The 18,461-nt window shown below is 47.5% G+C and carries 23 protein-coding genes and 2 tRNA genes; 8 read left to right on the top strand and 17 right to left on the bottom strand.

Going from position 1 to position 18,461, the window contains the following annotated elements; all coding sequences use genetic code 11:
• Together F8N00_RS07515 and F8N00_RS07510 are read left to right on the top strand one after the other, a co-directional pair.
• A partial coding sequence (locus tag F8N00_RS07515; protein WP_421017986.1) for an iron chelate uptake ABC transporter family permease subunit occupies positions 1-255 on the top strand: 255 nt, incomplete at its 5' end.
• Positions 252-1,259, top strand: coding sequence for a FecCD family ABC transporter permease (locus F8N00_RS07510; protein WP_023469597.1), 1,008 nt, complete (start codon positions 252-254; stop codon positions 1,257-1,259). The genes F8N00_RS07515 and F8N00_RS07510, both read left to right, overlap by 4 nt.
• Before the next feature lie 54 nt (positions 1,260-1,313).
• Here the strand turns inward: F8N00_RS07510 and F8N00_RS07505 are convergent, their stop codons facing one another.
• The 9 genes from F8N00_RS07505 to F8N00_RS07465 all read right to left on the bottom strand — a co-directional run bounded on the left by F8N00_RS07505 (position 1,314) and on the right by F8N00_RS07465 (position 8,921).
• Positions 1,314-1,781: a hypothetical protein gene (locus tag F8N00_RS07505; RefSeq protein WP_075643049.1), complete on the bottom strand. Its 468-nt coding sequence runs from the start codon at positions 1,779-1,781 to the stop codon at positions 1,314-1,316.
• Positions 1,748-2,257 carry a hypothetical protein gene (locus F8N00_RS07500; protein WP_058264495.1) on the bottom strand — a complete coding sequence of 170 codons (510 nt, stop codon included), beginning with the start codon at positions 2,255-2,257 and terminating at the stop codon, positions 1,748-1,750. The genes F8N00_RS07505 and F8N00_RS07500 overlap by 34 nt, the downstream gene beginning before the upstream one ends.
• A gap of 13 nt (positions 2,258-2,270) precedes the next feature.
• Positions 2,271-2,723, bottom strand: coding sequence for a hypothetical protein (locus F8N00_RS07495; protein ID WP_075643050.1), 453 nt, complete (start codon positions 2,721-2,723; stop codon positions 2,271-2,273).
• Between the two features lie 118 nt (positions 2,724-2,841).
• Complete coding sequence (locus F8N00_RS07490; RefSeq protein ID WP_014971497.1) at positions 2,842-3,000, bottom strand: hypothetical protein; 159 nt, start codon at positions 2,998-3,000, stop codon at positions 2,842-2,844.
• A 127-nt stretch (positions 3,001-3,127) separates the two neighbouring features.
• Positions 3,128-6,874: a S8 family serine peptidase gene (locus F8N00_RS07485; protein ID WP_075643051.1), complete on the bottom strand. Its 3,747-nt coding sequence runs from the start codon at positions 6,872-6,874 to the stop codon at positions 3,128-3,130.
• Positions 6,875-7,095: 221 nt separating this feature from the next.
• Positions 7,096-7,171 (bottom strand) — tRNA-Ala (locus tag F8N00_RS07480).
• Positions 7,172-7,274: 103 nt separating this feature from the next.
• Complete coding sequence (gene tatC / locus F8N00_RS07475) at positions 7,275-8,054, bottom strand: twin-arginine translocase subunit TatC (RefSeq protein ID WP_023469602.1); 780 nt, start codon at positions 8,052-8,054, stop codon at positions 7,275-7,277.
• 7 nt (positions 8,055-8,061) lie between these two features.
• The gene (locus F8N00_RS07470) at positions 8,062-8,262 is read right to left on the bottom strand and encodes a twin-arginine translocase TatA/TatE family subunit (protein ID WP_023469603.1); all 201 of its coding nucleotides are present in this window, start codon (positions 8,260-8,262) and stop codon (positions 8,062-8,064) included.
• Positions 8,262-8,921, bottom strand: coding sequence for a redox-sensing transcriptional repressor Rex (locus F8N00_RS07465; protein WP_023469604.1), 660 nt, complete (start codon positions 8,919-8,921; stop codon positions 8,262-8,264). Before F8N00_RS07465 ends, F8N00_RS07470 begins: the two co-directional genes overlap by 1 nt.
• Positions 8,922-9,088: 167 nt before the next feature.
• On the opposite strand from F8N00_RS07465, the gene F8N00_RS07460 reads away from it, so the two are divergent.
• Together F8N00_RS07460 and F8N00_RS07455 are read left to right on the top strand one after the other, a co-directional pair.
• Positions 9,089-10,990 carry an ATP-binding cassette domain-containing protein gene (locus F8N00_RS07460; protein WP_041255583.1) on the top strand — a complete coding sequence of 634 codons (1,902 nt, stop codon included), beginning with the start codon at positions 9,089-9,091 and terminating at the stop codon, positions 10,988-10,990.
• Positions 10,990-11,412 (top strand): hypothetical protein, encoded by a 423-nt coding sequence (locus F8N00_RS07455; RefSeq protein WP_023469606.1) that lies wholly within the window; start codon positions 10,990-10,992, stop codon positions 11,410-11,412. The genes F8N00_RS07460 and F8N00_RS07455 overlap by 1 nt, the downstream gene beginning before the upstream one ends.
• Positions 11,413-11,531: 119 nt before the next feature.
• Here F8N00_RS07455 and F8N00_RS07450 read toward each other — a convergent pair whose 3' ends face one another.
• Both F8N00_RS07450 and F8N00_RS07445 read right to left on the bottom strand, forming a co-directional pair.
• Positions 11,532-12,125, bottom strand: a complete 594-nt coding sequence (locus tag F8N00_RS07450) for a flavin reductase family protein (protein WP_058704188.1) — start codon at positions 12,123-12,125, stop codon at positions 11,532-11,534.
• Positions 12,126-12,144: 19 nt separating this feature from the next.
• Complete coding sequence (locus F8N00_RS07445) at positions 12,145-12,543, bottom strand: DoxX family protein (protein WP_023469608.1); 399 nt, start codon at positions 12,541-12,543, stop codon at positions 12,145-12,147.
• Between the two features lie 183 nt (positions 12,544-12,726).
• On the opposite strand from F8N00_RS07445, the gene F8N00_RS07440 reads away from it, so the two are divergent.
• The 3 genes from F8N00_RS07440 to F8N00_RS07430 all read left to right on the top strand — a co-directional run bounded on the left by F8N00_RS07440 (position 12,727) and on the right by F8N00_RS07430 (position 14,336).
• Positions 12,727-13,047, top strand: coding sequence for a winged helix-turn-helix transcriptional regulator (locus tag F8N00_RS07440; protein ID WP_023469609.1), 321 nt, complete (start codon positions 12,727-12,729; stop codon positions 13,045-13,047).
• A gap of 105 nt (positions 13,048-13,152) precedes the next feature.
• Complete coding sequence (locus F8N00_RS07435; RefSeq protein ID WP_055969417.1) at positions 13,153-13,608, top strand: flavodoxin; 456 nt, start codon at positions 13,153-13,155, stop codon at positions 13,606-13,608.
• 68 nt (positions 13,609-13,676) lie between these two features.
• Entirely contained in the window at positions 13,677-14,336 is a 660-nt protein-coding gene (locus tag F8N00_RS07430; protein WP_023469611.1) for a haloacid dehalogenase type II, read from the top strand.
• A 48-nt stretch (positions 14,337-14,384) separates the two neighbouring features.
• On the opposite strand, the gene F8N00_RS07425 is transcribed toward F8N00_RS07430, so the two are convergent.
• The 6 genes from F8N00_RS07425 to F8N00_RS07400 all read right to left on the bottom strand — a co-directional run bounded on the left by F8N00_RS07425 (position 14,385) and on the right by F8N00_RS07400 (position 17,729).
• Positions 14,385-14,954, bottom strand: a complete 570-nt coding sequence (locus F8N00_RS07425) for a hypothetical protein (RefSeq protein ID WP_058713938.1) — start codon at positions 14,952-14,954, stop codon at positions 14,385-14,387.
• A gap of 28 nt (positions 14,955-14,982) precedes the next feature.
• The gene (gene tsaD, locus F8N00_RS07420) at positions 14,983-15,990 is read right to left on the bottom strand and encodes a tRNA (adenosine(37)-N6)-threonylcarbamoyltransferase complex transferase subunit TsaD (RefSeq protein ID WP_421017985.1); all 1,008 of its coding nucleotides are present in this window, start codon (positions 15,988-15,990) and stop codon (positions 14,983-14,985) included.
• On the bottom strand, positions 15,987-16,442 hold the full coding sequence (gene rimI / locus F8N00_RS07415; protein WP_071908837.1) for a ribosomal protein S18-alanine N-acetyltransferase: 456 nt from the start codon (positions 16,440-16,442) through the stop codon (positions 15,987-15,989). Before rimI ends, tsaD begins: the two co-directional genes overlap by 4 nt.
• Positions 16,435-17,088 carry a tRNA (adenosine(37)-N6)-threonylcarbamoyltransferase complex dimerization subunit type 1 TsaB gene (tsaB, locus tag F8N00_RS07410; protein ID WP_058264491.1) on the bottom strand — a complete coding sequence of 218 codons (654 nt, stop codon included), beginning with the start codon at positions 17,086-17,088 and terminating at the stop codon, positions 16,435-16,437. Before tsaB ends, rimI begins: the two co-directional genes overlap by 8 nt.
• Complete coding sequence (gene tsaE, locus F8N00_RS07405; RefSeq protein ID WP_023469616.1) at positions 17,085-17,534, bottom strand: tRNA (adenosine(37)-N6)-threonylcarbamoyltransferase complex ATPase subunit type 1 TsaE; 450 nt, start codon at positions 17,532-17,534, stop codon at positions 17,085-17,087. Before tsaE ends, tsaB begins: the two co-directional genes overlap by 4 nt.
• A 118-nt stretch (positions 17,535-17,652) precedes the next feature.
• Positions 17,653-17,729 (bottom strand) — tRNA-Met (locus tag F8N00_RS07400).
• A 129-nt stretch (positions 17,730-17,858) separates the two neighbouring features.
• Here F8N00_RS07400 and F8N00_RS07395 point away from each other — a divergent pair.
• Positions 17,859-18,323, top strand: coding sequence for an NUDIX hydrolase (locus F8N00_RS07395; RefSeq protein ID WP_058714093.1), 465 nt, complete (start codon positions 17,859-17,861; stop codon positions 18,321-18,323).
• Positions 18,324-18,461 lie beyond the last annotated feature (138 nt).

Raw genomic sequence — 18,461 nt, 5'->3', positions numbered from 1 at the left:
GCCGTAGCCCTCGTCGGTAACATGGCATTCATCGGGCTGATGATTCCGCATATCGTCCGCGCGATCGTCGGGACGGACTATCGGTTCATCCTGCCGATGACCGCGATCTTTGGTGCGACGTTCATGTTGCTTGCTGATACGATTGGACGGACACTATACGCACCCTATGAGACGCCGGTCATCGCGATCGTTTCGATGCTCGGGCTACCATTCTTCCTCTTAATCGTTCGGAAAGGAGGGCGTGCTTTCTCATGATGGAATCTCGTTTACGCCGTCGCCAGCAACTGACGTTTTGGACGTTACTGGCACTATTGATCGCAACACTCGTCGTCAGCATCGGTCTTGGACCTGCTTCCCTTTCGTATGATCGTTTACTGCCGACGTTACTTGGAAACGGTTCGTTCAAAGAGGAGTTCGTCCTCTATTCGCTCCGCTTGCCCCGACTGCTCATCACCGTCATGGCAGGAATGGCGCTTGCCTTATCGGGTGCCATCTTACAAGGGATCACCCGCAATGAACTCGCTGATCCTGGTATCATCGGCATCAATACGGGAGCTGGCGTCGCCGTCGCCTTGTTCTTCCTGTACTTCCCGACCGATGTCGGGTCATTCATCTATCTGTTACCGATCGCTGCCTTCTTCGGTGCACTCGTCACCGCGACAGCGATCTACCTGTTCTCGTACGACCGTGTACAAGGACTCCAACCGATCCGCTTGATCTTAACGGGTGTCGGCTTCTCGATGGCACTGTCTGGAATCATGGTCATCCTGATTTCGTCGACGCGTCGTGAAAAGGTCGACTTCATCGCCAAGTGGCTCGCCGGTAACATCTGGGGGACGGACTGGATCTTCGTCTACTCACTCTTACCGTGGTTACTCGTCTTGATTCCGCTCACGTTCTATAAGGCGAATAAGCTCAATCTACTTGCCTTGAATGAACCGGTCGCGATTGGTGTTGGCGTCGCGATTGAAAAAGAACGGATCCAACTCTTGTTGACAGCCGTCGCGCTCGCTGCTGCTGCCGTCTCCGTCACGGGTGGGATTTCCTTCATCGGTCTGATGGCGCCACATATCGCTCGTGCGCTCGTTGGACCACGCCATCAGTTCTTCCTACCGATTGCCCTTTTACTCGGCGGCTGGTTGCTTGCGTTCGCTGATACGATTGGACGCAATATCGCGGGACCAGACGGTGTACCGGCTGGGATCGTCGTCGCCTTGATTGGAGCACCATACTTCATCTATCTACTGTTGAAGAAATAATCAAAAATCCGTATCAATCAGCGTCTTTCACTGATTGATACGGATTTTTTTGCTTTACCGTTTCCACCACGCACGTTCAATTTCTCCCATCGAGACGTACGCAGGATCGATTTGTTTAGCCAATCGATTCATTCGAGTGACACCAAGACCGACTCCGCCGCTCCAGACAAATAAGAGAACGAATAAATAACCGGGAGCATTTGGAATCGACAGCATGACGAAAGCGATTAGCCACGCCACGACATATCCTATGATCGTCAGGTGAGCAACCTTCTGAACAGTCTGTTGATAGATACCTTGCGTTAAATAGGACTTCATGAGTCGTAGCCGGACGATTTCTCGAGCGACTCCGATTCCACAAAGACAGAAAAACAAGGTTTGTCCAAAGACGGATTCAACCGCTGGTAAAAACCAAGCAAGTATGGCGACAATCAATCCAGGAATCGAAAAGAAATAGGTGACGACATGCACTGGACGTTTCATTACATTCAGACGTGCTTGTCGCTCGAATAGGTGTTCCATTTCGATGTTCCTTTCTGTTTGACGAAGCGGGCTACTTCTCCGTCACTGATATAATCCGGGTCACGCGCTCCGTCACGTCGGATGATCCATTCGCTGATGAAGTAGAGCGGTGTTAAAATCGCAAAAATGGCCACCAGCATCTTCCAGAACGGTTCCTCGATCGTCTGGATGATGACGATCGTCAAGACAGCGTACAGCAGGACGTGACTACCGACACGTAGTAAAAATTGCCGACGGACTTGTGCTTTTGAGATATAGCCGTCTAAAATTTTTTGTTTTTTTAATTGATAGCGAAAATCGGAGGCGAGAAAAACGGCTGGAATCGCCAAAATCAACATCGGGAGATCCGTCCATTCAATTAAGATACCGACTGTTATGAATAGAAACATGTTCCAATACCAGCGTGTGCCGAGCCACTCGACGTCTCGGTACGCGAGCGCAAGTTTTTGTAGACGTTCTTCACGAGCTGTTTGCATGACATCGTCTCCTTTAGCGCGCTTTGTGAATTTCTTTTTCCGTGATATATGTTGGATCAATCTTTCGTGAGATGAACTCTAACGTCTTTCGACAGAGCCAGTAGAACGGAATGACGACGATGACGAGACCGATCAAGAAGTACGTGTTCGGTCGATCGACCGCCCAAACGATCAGACCAGCGAGTGCTCCGTACTGTAAGATGCCGATCAGCACATGTACCTGATAGAGCCGTCTTGCTGAATCCTTTGATGTGTATTCCGCGACAAGCGCGAACCGCTTCCGTTGTACGAACATGTCGTAGCCAAAATACAATAACGGGACGATCATCGCGTAGATTGGTTTCTCGAGTGTGTTACTGAGCGCTAAGAATACCGCAAGCATGACCCACATGCCGGTCTTCGTCTTCTGATGCATCTCTTCGTACAGCGCCGCTAAGGCATCTGTTTGTGTATGTACGTGTTCCATGATCATCCACCTTTCTATACTGTCATATACTTACATTTTACTCGATCGGTTTCATCTGTGGTACGAATTTCAAAAAAAAGATGTCCTACCGCTTAGGGTAAGACATCTTCCATGAAGACTACGCACTGACCTGGATGATCAGATAGATGACGCTATAGGCAACGATTGCGAGCGGTATCATCGCGACACCGATCAGCCAGCCGTTTTTGTCACGGATACCGAGATATAAGACGAGACACCCTACGATGAAGGCGATTAAGGTCGTGAACGGATTCATGGTTGTTCCCCCTCTGACTTGTTTCTGTTCTTAAAATTCCCCCTCTTCTCGTCTCATAAACCCTTCAAGGCGCTTCGGCACGCAAGAAAAGCCAGACGGATACCCGCCTGAGTTTATCTGTAGTTACTTATTTTTTCGTGATGACGACTGTTTTTGTAACAACGTGTCCACCAAGATCCTTCAGTTTCAAGTTGTACGTGTTTTTCCCCTTCTTGAGCGTCACTTTTTTTGTGATTGTCTTTTTGAAGGCTCTCATTTGGTATGGTTCCTTGAAGGTATGACGGTATACGGCATTATCATTCATATCAAATCGAATCTCATCATAATTATCTTGAAGAACGATTTTAAGAGATGCTGTCTTTATTTTTGCTGATACTGTTTTTGGTGCTGTCACTTTTAAAGTCGGCAATGTCGAATCTAGAATGACTTGACGACTAAATACCAAGCGATTTCCTTTTCCATCATAAGCTTCGACTTTAAACGATTTGACGCCATCTTTCGTATAGGTCACATCATGACTGAACACGTACTGCTGTTTTGCTGCATCAAAACGAAGCTGGACGGCTTTTCCGTTAATTTTGAATGATTTAATCCCTGACTCATCGGATACATGACCCGCGATAGTAACCACTTTAGATGTCGACAGACCGAGTGCGACCGGTGTATCGATTTGGACGGTTGGTACCGCCTTGTCGATGCCTGTCGTGTTCACCGATTTCGTCACTGTATTTCCTGCATAATCCTTGACAACGAAATCAATCTTCGCCGATTTCGAGAGACCTTTTAATTCATATGCTTTTTCTGTCGGCGCAAGCGGCTGTTTGAGGACACTTGTTCCATCAACGAGAATGTCATACGACGCTATACCTGTTCCTTGATCGCCTGCTGTCCATGAAAGCGTTTCTTTTGCAGTATCCCATTGAACCGTTGCTGCTGGTTTTTTCGTATCGATATAGACGGGGAAGAGATTCGACTGCCATTTCGCATTCGGATAATCGATGACTGATTTCACTTGGTAATAGTAAAGACCGTCTTTGACTGGTTTTCCATTGACTGTTCCATCCCAAGCCGCACTTGTGACGGGTGTGAACCCATCTTCAGAACCGCTATCATAATAGTTCTTCACAACGTCTGTTTGTAGATCTAATTTACGGAGTGTTGCTTTATTACGGTCAAGAATCGAATACTCGACTTTTCGTGCATTACGAAGGAACGAGAGGACTGGGAACGCCTCGTCAACGCTACCATCGTTGTTCGGTGAGAACGCAACCTTGTTTTCAACGACTTTTCCCGCCGTGTTCGTGCCGAGGAACTCGAAATCATCTTTTACTTCTGTCGCTAATCCAGTTAATCCGTAGAATGTCTTCTCTTCGTCATAACGCGGTGCATCGACGATCGGTGCCTGATCCCACTTTCCTTTGAATCCGACGTACGGCACTGTCAATTCCGGATTTTTACTCTTCGTATCGATTAAACGAACGAAACCTTCAACGAAGTAGCCATTTTCAAAGACTTGCTCAAGTGGAAGACCGTTTGCCCAATCGACTGTATCTTTCAAATCGACCGATACACTTACTTTCGTTGAGCTCTTCGGATTGATGGAGACAGAACTTGCTTTTTTCGAACCGACTGCGAATGAGATTGGGAAAGTTCCTTTATTCGGATCGACCGCATCCACTGAGTTTTTCTTATAAATATTGTTGGCTTCCAGGAAGTTCGTTCCTTCTGCACCGAGATCCGATTGTACCGTTCCGGCTAATTGATATGTCACTTTTTCGCTACTATAGTTTTTCAAATCGAGCGTGAATGTGAATTTTTCGCCGACCTCTTTGAGTGCAGCCTTTCCTTCACCCGATTTCGTTTCCGTAACGACGACTGGTGTTTTCATCGCAGCACGTAGATCCATTAAACCAGCACCTTCACGACGTGGTGAATAGAAGCTACCAGTTTTCGCTTCAGCATTATACTGCCCTTTATCAAGCTGTGGACGTGACGTGTTCATGAGGATATTCTTCGCGAGTTTAACGCGTGTCGCACCATCGACTTTGAAATCCTTCGCGATTCGTTGCATGACAAGTGCCGTTCCTCCGGCGACGTGTGGTGCTGCCATCGATGTTCCACTCATGACGCCATATTCGTTATCATTGAGCGTCGAGTAGATTTTTCCACCCGGTGCCGTGATTTCAGGTTTGAAATCAAGATTTGGTGTGACACCCCATGACGTGAAATCAGACATCTCGCCCGCTACTGGGTTATCTGCTGAGACCGCTTTTCCATCGAACGTGACAGCAATTGCTTTTCCTGCTTTCGCTTTTTCTTCAAGATCATTCCCATCCGCGATGCTGAGCGTCACCATCGGAATCGTCGGATTGTTAAGTGCCATGCTGACATAATCCCCATGATCGACTCGTCCACGAACGATGACACCGGCTGCTCCTTGTTTCTCAGCTTCTGCTTGAATCATACCGTAATTGAAACTGCCGTTACGCACAACAAAAACAACTTTTCCTTTGACATCTTTTCCTTGATAGTTCGATGCTTGACCATCGCCGACATAAATGACGTCTTGCTTCTCCTTGTTGAATACCTTAATCGGATTCGGCGAGTCCTGTTTTTGGTACGCCAAATACCCAGCATCCTGTCCGTCAATCGTCAGTGCCATACCTTCAAGCGTTAATTTCGTATTCTCTAGCGATGCGACTTGTAGCGCTTGGCTGATCAACCCTGGAGATCCTACAACACCGATGTCAGGATTCGCTGTATACGGATTGCCTGCACCATGTCCTGTGAATGCCGAGTTTCCAGCAGAGATCGCACATAAGATCCCGTTGTTCATCGCGTTGACGATTGCCCGTTGCTCTGGATCATCTGCGTTGACGAATGATGCTGTCGAACCGAGACTCATGTTGATGACATCCGCTCCGAGGGCGATCGCATCATCAATCGCTTTGATGTAGATATCACTGAATGTCGATGGCATGCCTGGATCATTTCCGAATACTTTCATCGCGAGGAGTTGTGTTTCCGGTGCGACCCCTTTGATACCACCGTTCGCTTCGTCTCCATTAGCACCGACCGTACCCGCTACGTGCATTCCGTGCATCGATGCACCTGCACCTAAATCACGGATTTCGCTATCGTGATCAGCGTAGTTATAGCCGTATGGGACTTTTTCCGTGAAATACTTCCCTTTTAGTCCTTTTGATTCTTTGGCGCTTTCAACCTTTGAAGAAGTCAAATCAATCTTCGTCTCTGGGCTCAACACCATATCTTTATGCGACGGATCAATCCCCGTATCGATGACCGCTACAATTGTCCCTTCCCCTTTGAAGCCGTAGTCCTGCCATGTTTCTTTTGCATTAACCATATCTTTGCTATATAACATATCTGGTTTTGCACCTTTATCGGCTTTCGGTCGCGCGTATTCATGGGCGATATGTACGCTCTTGACTCCGTCGAGTTGTTTGATGTCTTCGATGTCGCCGAACTTGACTTCACCACTGAATCCGTTAATGACGGTCGTGAAGCTTTCCTTATATGTAACGGGAATCGATTTTTTAGCGATCGCTGACTTGACTGATTTTTGGACACTTACGAGGCGATCCTTAATCGACTCTTTTTCGGCATTGCTCAATGTGCTATACCGCTTGTTTTGTGCCTGCGCAATTTGAATCGCCGGCTTCTGCTCCATCTCGATGACGACACGGACCTTGTCAGACTGCTTATACACCTTCTCCTGTCCTGTTTTCTTAAGTGAGAGGGCGTGCGGCTTTTGACCGCTTGCCTTATCTTGCGAGGACAGTGCTCCTTGAGCACTGACCAAGTTGGAAGATGTCATTAAGACAGCTGCCAAGAGTGCGATTTCCTTCTTCATGCTTCTTTTCCCCTTTTCTAAAAAACTATAATGATGTTACCAACAAAACAGTTAAACGAAAATTCTGTATATTTAGTTTAATGAAATAGATGGAAATAAACAATTCAGTTCTGTCTGTTTTATATAATTATTTGTTTTTATTGACACTTTATATTACATTTCCATATTTTGAGAAAAACAAAAAAACTCTTGAATCCTCAAGAGTTTGAAGTGTACGAATATGGTGGAGACTATCGGGATCGAACCGACGACCTTTTGGCTGCCAGCCAAACGCTCTCCCAGCTGAGCTAAGCCCCCATGAATTAACTTTAGTATACGCATCGCTAACTGCTTTATCAATATAAAAATAACGCTTTCATAAAAAGAATTCCTTCCAAAATCGTCGGAAGGAATTCACGATTCATTTATTCAATTCACGCATCAAATCCGCCTGTCGTTCAAGCTCTGCCTGTTGCTCGAGGATCAAGACCTTTTTGTACGTCCGCGCAGAAATCAAGATGCTGATCTCATAGAGAACGAACAATGGGACCGAGATCATCAAGTGTGACGTCACGTCCGGCGGTGCGATCAATGCCGCAACGACGAACAGCGCAAAGTACGCATATTTCCGATTCTTTCGCATGAAAATTGGCGTCACGAGACCAAGACGTGTCAGAAACATCGTCACGACCGGCAATTGGAAAAGAAGACCGAACGGAATCGTTAATCGGATTAAGAAACTGAAGTAGTTCTCGACTCCGATGACTTGTTCGATTCCGAGTTCCTTCCCTAGTTCAGTCGAAACTTTTAATAAGAAAGGTAACAACCAAAAGTACGAGAAGGCTACACCAGCCAAAAACAGAAAGAAGATGACCGGAATATACGTCAATGTCGCTTTTTGCTCCTTGTCATACAGACCAGGGCGGACGAATGCCCACAGTTGATACATCCAGAACGGTGATGCCAACACGATTGCGATGATGAACGCAAGATTCAAATATAACATTAAAGGATCTGCGACGTTGAAGGCATTCAAACCGATACCGAGCTCTTTTAAGTCCGCTTGCAAGAAGCGAACGAGCGGTCGGACGAGCGGAAATGCAACAGCGAACAGGACGACGACGATGATAAGCGACCAGACGATCCGTTTACGCAGTTCGTCCAGATGCGACGTCACGCTTTGTTCTTGATCAATCGCCATGATTCAATCACTTCTCTTTCGGTTCATCCTTTTTATCGTCGTCCATGATACCGTTCGTTGCGCTCTTGAACTCTTTCAATGTCTGACCCGCAGCACGACCAAGTTCAGGTAACTTCTTCGGTCCGAAGATGATTAATGCGACGACACCGATTAGTGCTAAGCTACCTGGTCCGATGAATGCTATAGTTGACGGGATAAGGTTTTCCATTATGATTTCACTCCTTCAGCTGATTGCGAATAATGCTTCATGAAATAAACTAACGACTGCAACTCGATCGATAAATCGATGTGATGGACCCGGACGCTCGCTGGCACGTTCAACCGCGCGGGCGTAAAGTTCAGGATGCCAGTCACACCATACTCGACTAACTCATCCGCTACTGACTGCGCGAACTGGGATGGAACCGTCAAGATGGCAACATCGACCTGATTCGCTTCGATTTGTTCTTTCATGTCCGAAACATGATAGATTGGAACGTCATGCGTCGTTGTTCCGACCTTCTCTTCGTCCGCATCAAACGCAACGACTATCCGAGTACTATTATTCTTTAAAAAGTTATAATTTGCAAACGCTGTTCCGAGATGACCGACCCCGATTAAGGCAACATTCGTCACCTCATCTTGATTCAAGGTTTTGCGGAAAAACGTTAAGAGATGTTGAACGTTATATCCATACCCCTTCTTCCCTAATGCCCCAAAGTAGGAAAAATCGCGACGAATCGTTGCTGAATCAACCTTCACCGCCTCGCTTAACTCAGCAGAAGAGACGCGGAGCTTGCCTGAATTGTATAAACTTTGGATGAAGCGATAATATAGCGGCAACCGTTTTGCTGTCGCTTGTGGAATTTTTGTGTCTGGTCCATTCATCCTGCAGTTCCCCCTTCGGCCACATCCATCGTGGCACCCAAATCTTTGCAAAAAGCTTTCTACTCTCCTTGATTGTAAACCACTTCACATAGAGTCACAAATAATATATTCCGCAGGACCTCGCGCTTTTGTTCGTGATAGACTAAAGGGTGGAAGGATGGATGGAAATGATACTCTTACAAGTCAACCAACTCTCGAAATCATTCGGCGTTGAGCCGATTTTAGAAAATATCAAATTGGAAGTACAAGAGCGCGACCGGATTGCGCTCGTCGGACGAAATGGTGCCGGTAAATCGACCTTGCTCAAAATTATCGCTGGCGAACTCAGTCATGACTCGGGTGACATCATGAAAGGTAAAGATGTCAAAATCGGTTATCTCGCGCAGGACAGTGGTCTTGAATCGAACGAGACGATCTGGAACGAGATGCTGACCGTCTTTGAACATTTGCAGGAACAAGAACGAACACTACGCCGGATGGAAATCGAAATGGGCATGGAGCATATCTTGAACGATCCGGTCGCGTACGATCGTCTCCTAAAGACGTACGATCAAGCGCAACACGACTTCTCAGAAGCGGGTGGTTATCAGTTCGAAGCGAATATCCGCTCCGTTCTGCACGGCATGCGCTTTTATCCGGACGATTATTCGCGCCGGATCCAAACGTTATCCGGTGGTCAACGGACACGTCTCGCCTTAGCGAAGATGCTCCTGCAAGCACCAGAGCTCCTCATTCTCGATGAGCCAACCAACCACCTCGATATCGATACGCTTGCTTGGCTCGAAAGTTACCTCGGTGGTTATCGTGGCGCCGTCCTAATCGTCTCGCACGACCGGTACTTCCTTGACCAAGTCGTCAATGTCGTCTATGAGCTGTCACGCAATGTCTGCCGTAAATTCACCGGTAACTACACGAAGTACTTGGAACAAAAAGCGGCATTGTACGATCAAGAAATGAAACAGTTCGAACAGCAACAAGAAGAGATCGCGAAGATGCAGGACTTCATTCAACGCAACATCGCTCGGGCGACGACGACAAAACGTGCCCAAAGTGTCCGGAAGCGACTCGAGAAGGTCGACCGACTCGACCGACCAGATGGCGATGAGCGTAGCACGGTCCTGTCCTTCCCGATTGAAAAACAGAGCGGGAACGACGTTCTTCAAGTCAATCAACTGGCGATCGGTTACGAAGAAGCTGTCTCAAAAGACATCACGTTCCGCTTGCAACGCGGTGAATCACTGGCACTCGTCGGACCGAACGGCATCGGAAAGTCGACGCTCTTAAAAGTCCTCGTCGGTCGCTTACGCCCCCTCTTCGGTGATTTCCGTTTCGGAACTGGCGTCTCGATCGGATATTACGATCAAGAGCAGGCAGAACTCAATGACCGGAATCGCGTCATCGATGAGATTTGGAACGAATGGCCACTGATGCGTGAACAAGAAGTCCGGTCTGTCCTCGGGCAATTCCTGTTCAGCGGTGACGATGTCTTCAAAATCGTCCATGAGTTATCTGGTGGCGAACGCGGACGTCTCGCGCTTGCGAAACTGAAACTCCGGAAGACGAACGTCCTCGTCCTCGATGAGCCAACGAACCATTTAGATCTAGATTCGAAGATGGTCCTCGAAAATGCGCTCGTCGACTATGAAGGAACACTACTATTCGTCTCTCACGACCGTTACTTCATCGACCGGATCGCGACCCGTGTCATCGAGATGAGTGAAACCGGTGTGACAGAGTACCTTGGCGATTATTCGTACTATACAGAAAAGAAAGCAGAGCAAGAAGAAATCGCTCGTCTTGAAGCCGAGGAAGCAAAAGCAGCAAAAGTCACGGCATCGAAGACGATCGATAAAGAAGCGCAGAAGGAAGAGCGCAAGCGCCGTCAGCAAATCGAACAACTCGAACAAGACATTGAGCGGCTCGAACAGCGTTCAGCGGAGATCGAACAGTTGCTTTGCGAACCGGAAGTCTTCAATGACATTCCGAAAGCAACGGCACTTTCGGCAGAACGTGATCAGATTGATGTCGATTTGCTCGAATTAATGGAACGATGGGAGAACCAACACTGATGCGGACGAAGAGCTTTTTCATCAATCTCATCTTAGGATTACTATCCGGTGTTCTCTATTTCGTACCGTTATATGCCGATTATGTATCCGTCTTTATTCGTCCAGATGCCTTCAATGCTGCACTTCCTTTGTTCCTCTTGATTTCCTGCATGATCGGTCTCGTCATCCAGACATGGAGTGGGCTCTTCATCAGTTTACTCTCGGGATTATGCTGTACGCTCCTGACGATACAGCTATTCGTCGAACTCAATGATCCGTTGATCTTATCGTATTACGGTAGTGTCTCTCCAATCAGCGCTTTCTTGATCAGCTGCGTCGGAATATGGGCACTCGCAATCGTCTTTTATTTGCTCGATGGCTATCAGTACAGTAAACGTCATGGACTTGAAGCCTCTTCAAACGAAATCGATCCGCAGCCTTGATGAATCAGATGAACGACATGAAAAAAGGAGTGGAGATTCCGGTAGTTAGACCGGTCTCTCCACTCCTTTTTGTTTGAATCAAAACGAATCATACGGTGAGTCAGGCATTCACACTTCGATCATTTCGTCGGTCGGGCAATCGTAAACGTCTTCCCGATCGTCGCATAATCATTCCCTGCTAAACGAGCGACAGCCTTCAATCCTGCCGCGTCAATTCGGAACGACTCGACGAGTTCATCTGCAACGTGATAGCGCAGTACTTCCCCGATTAGAAGATCGGCACCTTCTAGCTCGACGTGTTGCGTCAAGCGCATCTCGAAGCGAATTTTCGCTTCCGCGATTCCGGGTACTTCGATTGCGTCACTATCGACGAGCGTCAAATCCGTCCGCTCAAGCTCACTTTCACCGTAAGCAAGTGGCGCTGCTGTCTCATTGACTGCGTCGACGATCTCTTCGCTGACGATATGGATGACATAACTTTGTTTCGCTAAGATGTTACGTGCCGTATCCTTCTGCCCCTGATCCGTCCGTTGTACGGCGATCACCAGTTGCGGCGGACTGCTTGAAGCGACCGTAAAGAAGGAAAACGGTGCGGCGTTGACCGTCCCGTCTTCTCCTTGCGTTGTCACGAAAGCAATCGGACGCGGAATGATGCTTCCGATCAGTAATTTATAATTGTCTTTTGCGCTAAGCGTTGATGCCTCGAACTTCATGAATGACCCACCTTTTTCTTCACCCGATGAGTGCAGCGAGTGAATAGTCTCCAGCACCGATCATCGCTACACCAAGCGCGATGACGATCAATGCCATGTTGTATTCGTACCCGTTCTGCGTCACCCAGTAACCATTCGCACCGTGTACTTTAACGATCGCGACAAGCATCGATCCGATGATGAGGAGTGCTGCGATCCAGAGGAATACGCCTCCTGCAAACAACAAGCCGCCGATCAATTCAGCAAGACCTGCTGTAATCGCGAGTGCCTTCCCTGGCTTCATGCCGATTGATTCGAACCAACCGCCTGTTCCAGCGATTCCGTGTCCGCCGAACCAACCAAATAATTTTTGTGTCCCGTGTGCAGCGAACGTTAAGCCGATGATTAAACGAATAATTAAAAGTCCTGTATCCATCATTGCTCTCTTCTCCTTTTACCTAATGTATTTTAGTTACTTTAAGTAACTCAATAAACAGACTATATCTTATTACTTACTAAAAGTAAATAGATTTGTTTTAGTTCTTTTTGTTACATTAAGTAAAATGATTCGATTTTTTTAGCAGAAGCGGGTATACTACAACTATAGAAAGGATGAGTGCTGATGGAAGAAGTCGCAATCCAACCGGCTCTTTGTCCCAAAGTCGAACATGCCTTTGAAATCTTAGGTAAGAAATGGACGGGTCTGATCTTACGTCACTTGTTGACGAAGACATGTCGTTTCAATGAGATTCAAGATGCCATTCCCGAATTATCAGGTCGTATGCTCACGGAACGTATGAAGGAGCTCGAAGCGGAAGGCATCGTCATCCGGACTGTCATTCCCGATCGTCCGATTAAGATTCAATACAGTTTGACCGACAAAGGGCGCCAACTCGAACCGGTCATTCGTTCCATTGAGGAATGGGCCGAACTACAAGACTAATGTATAGAAAAGCATCTTCTTCGGAAGGTGCTTTTTTATATGTCCTTTGACATTGATAATCATTATCAATTAAAGTAGAGAAGTACAGTGAAAGGAGGAAAATGCATGCATATCGCGATTGGATTCGTCAGCATGTCCGGTAATACGGAAGATATCGTCTCGCTCATTCAACATGAACTCGAGCAACACGGTGTCAACGTGACGATCACGGAACTAGATCAATTCGTCGGGGAGGACTTATCACGTTTTGATGGTCTATTACTCGGCTCATATACATGGGGAGACGGTGATTTACCGTATGAAGCAGAAGACTTCGTTGAGGAGCTAAGGGAACAATCCTTAGACGGGATACCGGCGGCTGCTTTTGGTTCGGGGGATCTTGATTATCCGAAGTACTGCGCAGCCGTTGATTTGATTGAAGACGCATTAAAAGAAGCTGGGGCGACCCTCGTCACGGATGGCTTGAAGATTGAGTTTGATCCGAATACCCCGGAGAAACAAGCCGCTTGTCGTGCATTCGCGCAAACGTTTCATCGCTTTTTACAACAGGTTCATTCTTGAGTGTCGTTTGAATCCGTACTGTAAGGGAATCGTTAAAGCAAACTCTATGAAAGTGAGATGAATGTTTTATGACGATTCAAGCACTCGTCTTTGACGTCTACGGTACATTATTCGATGTCCATTCCGTCAAAGAACAAGCCGAAGCGCTTTATCCGGATCACGGAGAAGCGATCAGCAAACGCTGGCGGGAGAAACAACTGGAGTACTCTTTCCTCCGACAATTGAACGGACAGTATGTGCCGTTCAGCCAAGTGACACAAGATGCTCTCCGCTATACGTTACTCGAACTGAAGCTTCATGTGACCGAGGAACAAATCACGACCTTAATGGAGACGTACCTGACGCTTGATGTATATCCTGAAGTCAGCTCCGTTCTCGAGACGATGGCGGACAAACGTCTGGTCGTCTTCTCGAATGGTTCCCATGATATGCTCGATCCGCTCATTGAGCAGTCAGGCTTAGCCGATCGGTTCGAACATCTCGTCAGTGTCGATGATATCAAACAGTATAAGCCAGCACCTGCATCCTATATGCATGCCTTAAACACGCTCGGTCTAAAACGCGAGGAGATCCTCTTCATGTCCTCGAACGGTTGGGACATCACCGGGGCGAAGAGTTTCGGCTTCAAAACGGCATGGATCAATCGAAATGGACTTCCGGTCGAGGAATTGAATCTCGATCCCGATCGTATCTATGATGACTTGACGGGTATCACTGAATGGCAATGAACGAACAACAGCGGACTCCTTATTTAGGAATCCGCTGTTTTCATGTCTTCAGTAATTCGAAAGACGGGAGTAACCCTTCTTGAATAGATCGAGCTTCAGACCGCCTTCTTTTTCGATGAAGAAGAGGTATTCGTTTTGATCCGTATCTTTATAGAAGACCTTAAATAACGTCAACATCCGCTCTTTATTGTTCTCAACAGCCGTCACCTCGTGCTTTGAGATCACCTCGGCTTGGACTTGTTCTGCATCCATCTTTTGAATCATCGGTTCGAATGACTTCTTTTCTTGATCCGTCACCGGTGTTCCAGAAGCAATCATGAAATAATCATCACTCGCCTTGTTCGTTAAACCATACTTCCGATCGACGATGACGACGTTACTGAGCTTACCATTGACTGTCTGATCAAAAGCATATAACTTTTGAATCCGGGTCTTTTCCCCTTCTGCTCGTCCGATTTCGTAAAGTGGACGTTGTTTCGTATTCGTCTCGACCGCTTTTTTATCGGGTACGAGTTCTTCCTTATAGGCGACTTGGTATGCGTTGACGATTTCTCGGATCTGAAGCCCGATCGCGACGATGACCAGTACCGCTAACAATGCGATGATGACTTTTTTCATTCCATTTCCCCCAAGTTGTTCGGATTCCTTACTTTAAATCTAGCCCAGGTTCTGCGTTCATGGCAAGTGTCGAATAGCGTAACGCGCGATATGGATGAATCGCAGCCGCTCCGATCATCGCTGCATTGTCTCCACACAGGTGCATCGGCGCAATGACGAGATCGATTCCTTCCTTCGCACACGCCGCTTCGAGACCTTGGCGTAATCCTTTGTTAGCAGCGACGCCACCAGCAAGTAGCAATTGACGTCCCCCTTTATCCTTCACGGCACGAACCGCCTTTGTCACGAGTACCTCGACGACGCTCGCTTGGAAACTTGCAGCTAAATCTTCCGGAATGATCGTTTCTCCCCGTTGTTCGGCGTTATGCACGGCATTGATGACCGCTGACTTCAAACCGCTGAAGCTAAAGTCGTACGAGTCCTTCTCAAGCCAGACGCGTGGAAAATGGAACGTATCCTGACCAGTCTGTGCCAATTGATCGATCCGTGGACCACCCGGATACGGTAACTGCAACGTTCGAGCAACTTTATCATATGCTTCCCCTGCGGCATCATCCCGTGTTTCACCAATGACTTCATATACACCGTCTTCTGGCATGTAGATCAGTTCCGTGTGCCCACCTGATGCAATCAAACAGACGAGCGGGAACTCAAGCTCTTGCACGAGACGATTCGCATAGATATGACCTGCGATATGATGAACACCAATTAATGGTTTATTGTGCGCAAAGGCGAGTGCCTTCGCTGCGCTGACACCAACGAGTAGTGCTCCAACGAGTCCAGGTCCTTCCGTGACGGCGATCGCATCGATATCGTCGATCGTGACGTTTGCTTCCGTCAAAGCATCATCGATGACGTATGTGATCCGTTCAACGTGATGCCGTGAAGCCACTTCAGGCACGACGCCACCAAAACGTTTATGACTTTCGATTTGAGACGAGACGACGTTCGATAAGACGTCAGTTCCTCCACGGACGACGGCAGCCGCCGTTTCGTCACAACTCGATTCGATTGCTAGAATCAATGGTTGTGTCATAGGTCTTCTCCCTCCAGTTCCAGCCAGTAGATGGCAGCATCTTCATTGTTATCTTGATAATATCGTTTTCGGACACCGACATACTGGAATCCGAGTTTTTCATATAAAGTCCGCGCTGGTGTGTTCGAGACACGTACTTCAAGCGTCATCGCCCGCAAACCAAGCGCACGACCGACGGCGATCAATGCCGTTAGCAAGTCTTCCCCGAGCCCTTGTCCGCGATGCGACTGCTTGACGGCAATATTCGTAATATGTCCTTCATCCGCAATATGCCACAGACCAGCAAACCCAACGATACCATCTTGATCGGCAACGACATAATAGGCATTCGGATTTTGTGTCATTTCCGCTTCGAAGGCATCTAGCGTCCACGGTGTCGCAAATGATTCGAGTTCGACCGCATGAACACCTGCAGCATCCTGTACGGTCATGCGACGAATGCCCTTACTCATGACGCTGTGCCTCGATCCATTTCGCTTCTGCTTCAGCCAGTCGCAGGTAACGTGGCTCAAACGCATGTGCTTCGACCGTCTGACGCGTTGCACCGAGTAAAGCGAGTACGCCGGCACGTGGCGTCCGGAAAGCAGGAGCCACCTTTTCGAAGGGCTGAAGAATCTCTTCGAACGCCTCGACGTCTCCTGTGACGAGCGTATCTGGCGTTAACGTCTTTACAAAGGACGCAATCTCGACATGCTGTTCTTCACCAATTCGTTTCCCGGCGTCGTACACTCCGACAAACCCTGCTCCACGCCGCGCATCTTGAATCGCCGCAACGCGTCCTGTATGACCAGTCGAAGCTGCCATCAGTTCAAGTGTCGAGATAGCAACGAGCTCGATACCGAGTGTATAGGCAAGCGTCTTCGCTGTAGTCGCTCCAATCCGTAATCCCGTATAAGAACCAGGACCGTCAGCAACAACGATGCGTGTCAGTTGAGCCGGTGTCCATTTTGCTTCTACCATCAAGCGCTCAAGCAACGGCATGAGTTTCGTCGCATGATTCAAAGACGTGACGTAAGAAGCTTCTGCTACAATCTGTTTCCCGTCTGAAAGAGCGACTGATAATTGTTTCGTCGATGTATCAATGGCTACGATTTTCATGATTTCAATCCCTCACATAATGTAATGTATCGTTCTCCGATCGGCGTCAGCTCAAAACGTCGACTATCATCACCTGTTCGCGTAATCGTGATTGCCAACCGTTCAGGTGGAAGACTGTCCGCAATTAACTCAGACCACTCGACGACGGCGACGCCTTCACCATTCAAATATTCTTCAAGTCCGATATCATCACCGGAACCTTCCAGGCGATAAACATCCATATGATAAAGAGGAAGACGTCCCGTATAGACTTTCATGATCGTAAAGGTAGGGCTGTTGACGTGACGCGTCACACCTAATCCTTTCGCAAAGCTTTGCGTAAAAGTCGTTTTCCCAGCACCTAAATCCCCATCGAGCGTAATGACCATCCCTGCTTCAGCACGTCGTCCGAGTTCAAGAGCCAAGGCAGTCGTTTCTTCCAAGCTGTTCATTTCCAGTTCTATCATACGATGTCTCCTCCTTAATACGTACTGTTTGTCCTTCTCTATTGTACCGGACGAAAAAGGCAAAAAAAAATACGAAACGCTGAACGTTTCGTAGTAAAGTTGAAGTTAAGTTTAAAATTGGTTGCGGGGGCCGGATTTGAACCGACGACCTTTGGGTTATGAGCCCAACGAGCTACCAGACTGCTCCACCCCGCGATGATATAACGTTTCGACAGATATTAATATAACATGTGTCTTTTAAATTGGCAAGTCTTTTTGCCTTATTTCTTTTTACTAACTGTCATAATGAATATTCTTCTATACTGATACGAAAGGAGTGAGCAGATGGGATACTTATTAGATTTACGAAAAATCGTAGGCAACCGACCGTTAATCAGCGTGGGTGCGACCGTACTCGTCATAAATCCACAACATGAACTGCTATTTCAATATCGTTCGGATACCCACAGTTGGGGACTTCCCGGTGGTTCGATGGAACCAGGTGAGACACTTGAAGAAGTCGCGATGCGTGAATTACAGGAAGAAACCGGACTTCAAGCACGCAGCGTTCAGCTGCTAGACGTCTTCTCGGGTCCTGATTACTTCTTCCGTTATCCAAATGGCGATCAAACCTATAGTGTGATTCATCTCTTTCAAGCAAAAGGAATATCAGGTGCATTACAAATGACAGATGGAGAAAGCCTAGATCTTCGTTATTTTCCACTCGATCAACTACCAGAACTACTTGAAGCAAGAGCCGCTGCGCTGTTAAAACACGTCATCCCTCGTCTTATCGAAACAACATCTTGAATTTAATATAGATGTCGTATTTTAAAACTGGCTGTCATTCGGTCAGTTTTTCCTTTTCCACAACAAAAAACCGACCTGCAATCTGCAGATCGGTCAAGTGCCTGGCAACGTCCTATCCCTGTCTCTTATACACATCTC

Origin of the sequence: Exiguobacterium sp. A1_3_1 (assembly GCF_048985645.1) — a bacterium.
GTDB classification, from domain to species: Bacteria; Bacillota; Bacilli; order Exiguobacteriales; family Exiguobacteriaceae; genus Exiguobacterium_A; species Exiguobacterium_A indicum.
Note: the sequence above shows the minus strand (reverse complement) of the source record. Positions and strands in the feature narration are given on the sequence as shown.

Coding starts and splice junctions, on each gene's coding strand:
- F8N00_RS07510 (WP_023469597.1), top strand. CDS start 252: ATGATGGAATCTCGTTTACGCCGTCGCCAGCAACTGACGTTTTGGACG.
- F8N00_RS07505 (WP_075643049.1), bottom strand. CDS start 1,781: ATGGAACACCTATTCGAGCGACAAGCACGTCTGAATGTAATGAAACGT.
- F8N00_RS07500 (WP_058264495.1), bottom strand. CDS start 2,257: ATGCAAACAGCTCGTGAAGAACGTCTACAAAAACTTGCGCTCGCGTAC.
- F8N00_RS07495 (WP_075643050.1), bottom strand. CDS start 2,723: ATGGAACACGTACATACACAAACAGATGCCTTAGCGGCGCTGTACGAA.
- F8N00_RS07490 (WP_014971497.1), bottom strand. CDS start 3,000: ATGAATCCGTTCACGACCTTAATCGCCTTCATCGTAGGGTGTCTCGTC.
- F8N00_RS07485 (WP_075643051.1), bottom strand. CDS start 6,874: ATGAAGAAGGAAATCGCACTCTTGGCAGCTGTCTTAATGACATCTTCC.
- tatC (WP_023469602.1), bottom strand. CDS start 8,054: ATGGCGATTGATCAAGAACAAAGCGTGACGTCGCATCTGGACGAACTG.
- F8N00_RS07470 (WP_023469603.1), bottom strand. CDS start 8,262: ATGGAAAACCTTATCCCGTCAACTATAGCATTCATCGGACCAGGTAGC.
- F8N00_RS07465 (WP_023469604.1), bottom strand. CDS start 8,921: ATGAATGGACCAGACACAAAAATTCCACAAGCGACAGCAAAACGGTTG.
- F8N00_RS07460 (WP_041255583.1), top strand. CDS start 9,089: ATGATACTCTTACAAGTCAACCAACTCTCGAAATCATTCGGCGTTGAG.
- F8N00_RS07455 (WP_023469606.1), top strand. CDS start 10,990: ATGCGGACGAAGAGCTTTTTCATCAATCTCATCTTAGGATTACTATCC.
- F8N00_RS07450 (WP_058704188.1), bottom strand. CDS start 12,125: ATGAAGTTCGAGGCATCAACGCTTAGCGCAAAAGACAATTATAAATTA.
- F8N00_RS07445 (WP_023469608.1), bottom strand. CDS start 12,543: ATGATGGATACAGGACTTTTAATTATTCGTTTAATCATCGGCTTAACG.
- F8N00_RS07440 (WP_023469609.1), top strand. CDS start 12,727: ATGGAAGAAGTCGCAATCCAACCGGCTCTTTGTCCCAAAGTCGAACAT.
- F8N00_RS07435 (WP_055969417.1), top strand. CDS start 13,153: ATGCATATCGCGATTGGATTCGTCAGCATGTCCGGTAATACGGAAGAT.
- F8N00_RS07430 (WP_023469611.1), top strand. CDS start 13,677: ATGACGATTCAAGCACTCGTCTTTGACGTCTACGGTACATTATTCGAT.
- F8N00_RS07425 (WP_058713938.1), bottom strand. CDS start 14,954: ATGAAAAAAGTCATCATCGCATTGTTAGCGGTACTGGTCATCGTCGCG.
- tsaD (WP_421017985.1), bottom strand. CDS start 15,990: ATGACACAACCATTGATTCTAGCAATCGAATCGAGTTGTGACGAAACG.
- rimI (WP_071908837.1), bottom strand. CDS start 16,442: ATGAGTAAGGGCATTCGTCGCATGACCGTACAGGATGCTGCAGGTGTT.
- tsaB (WP_058264491.1), bottom strand. CDS start 17,088: ATGAAAATCGTAGCCATTGATACATCGACGAAACAATTATCAGTCGCT.
- tsaE (WP_023469616.1), bottom strand. CDS start 17,534: ATGATAGAACTGGAAATGAACAGCTTGGAAGAAACGACTGCCTTGGCT.
- F8N00_RS07395 (WP_058714093.1), top strand. CDS start 17,859: ATGGGATACTTATTAGATTTACGAAAAATCGTAGGCAACCGACCGTTA.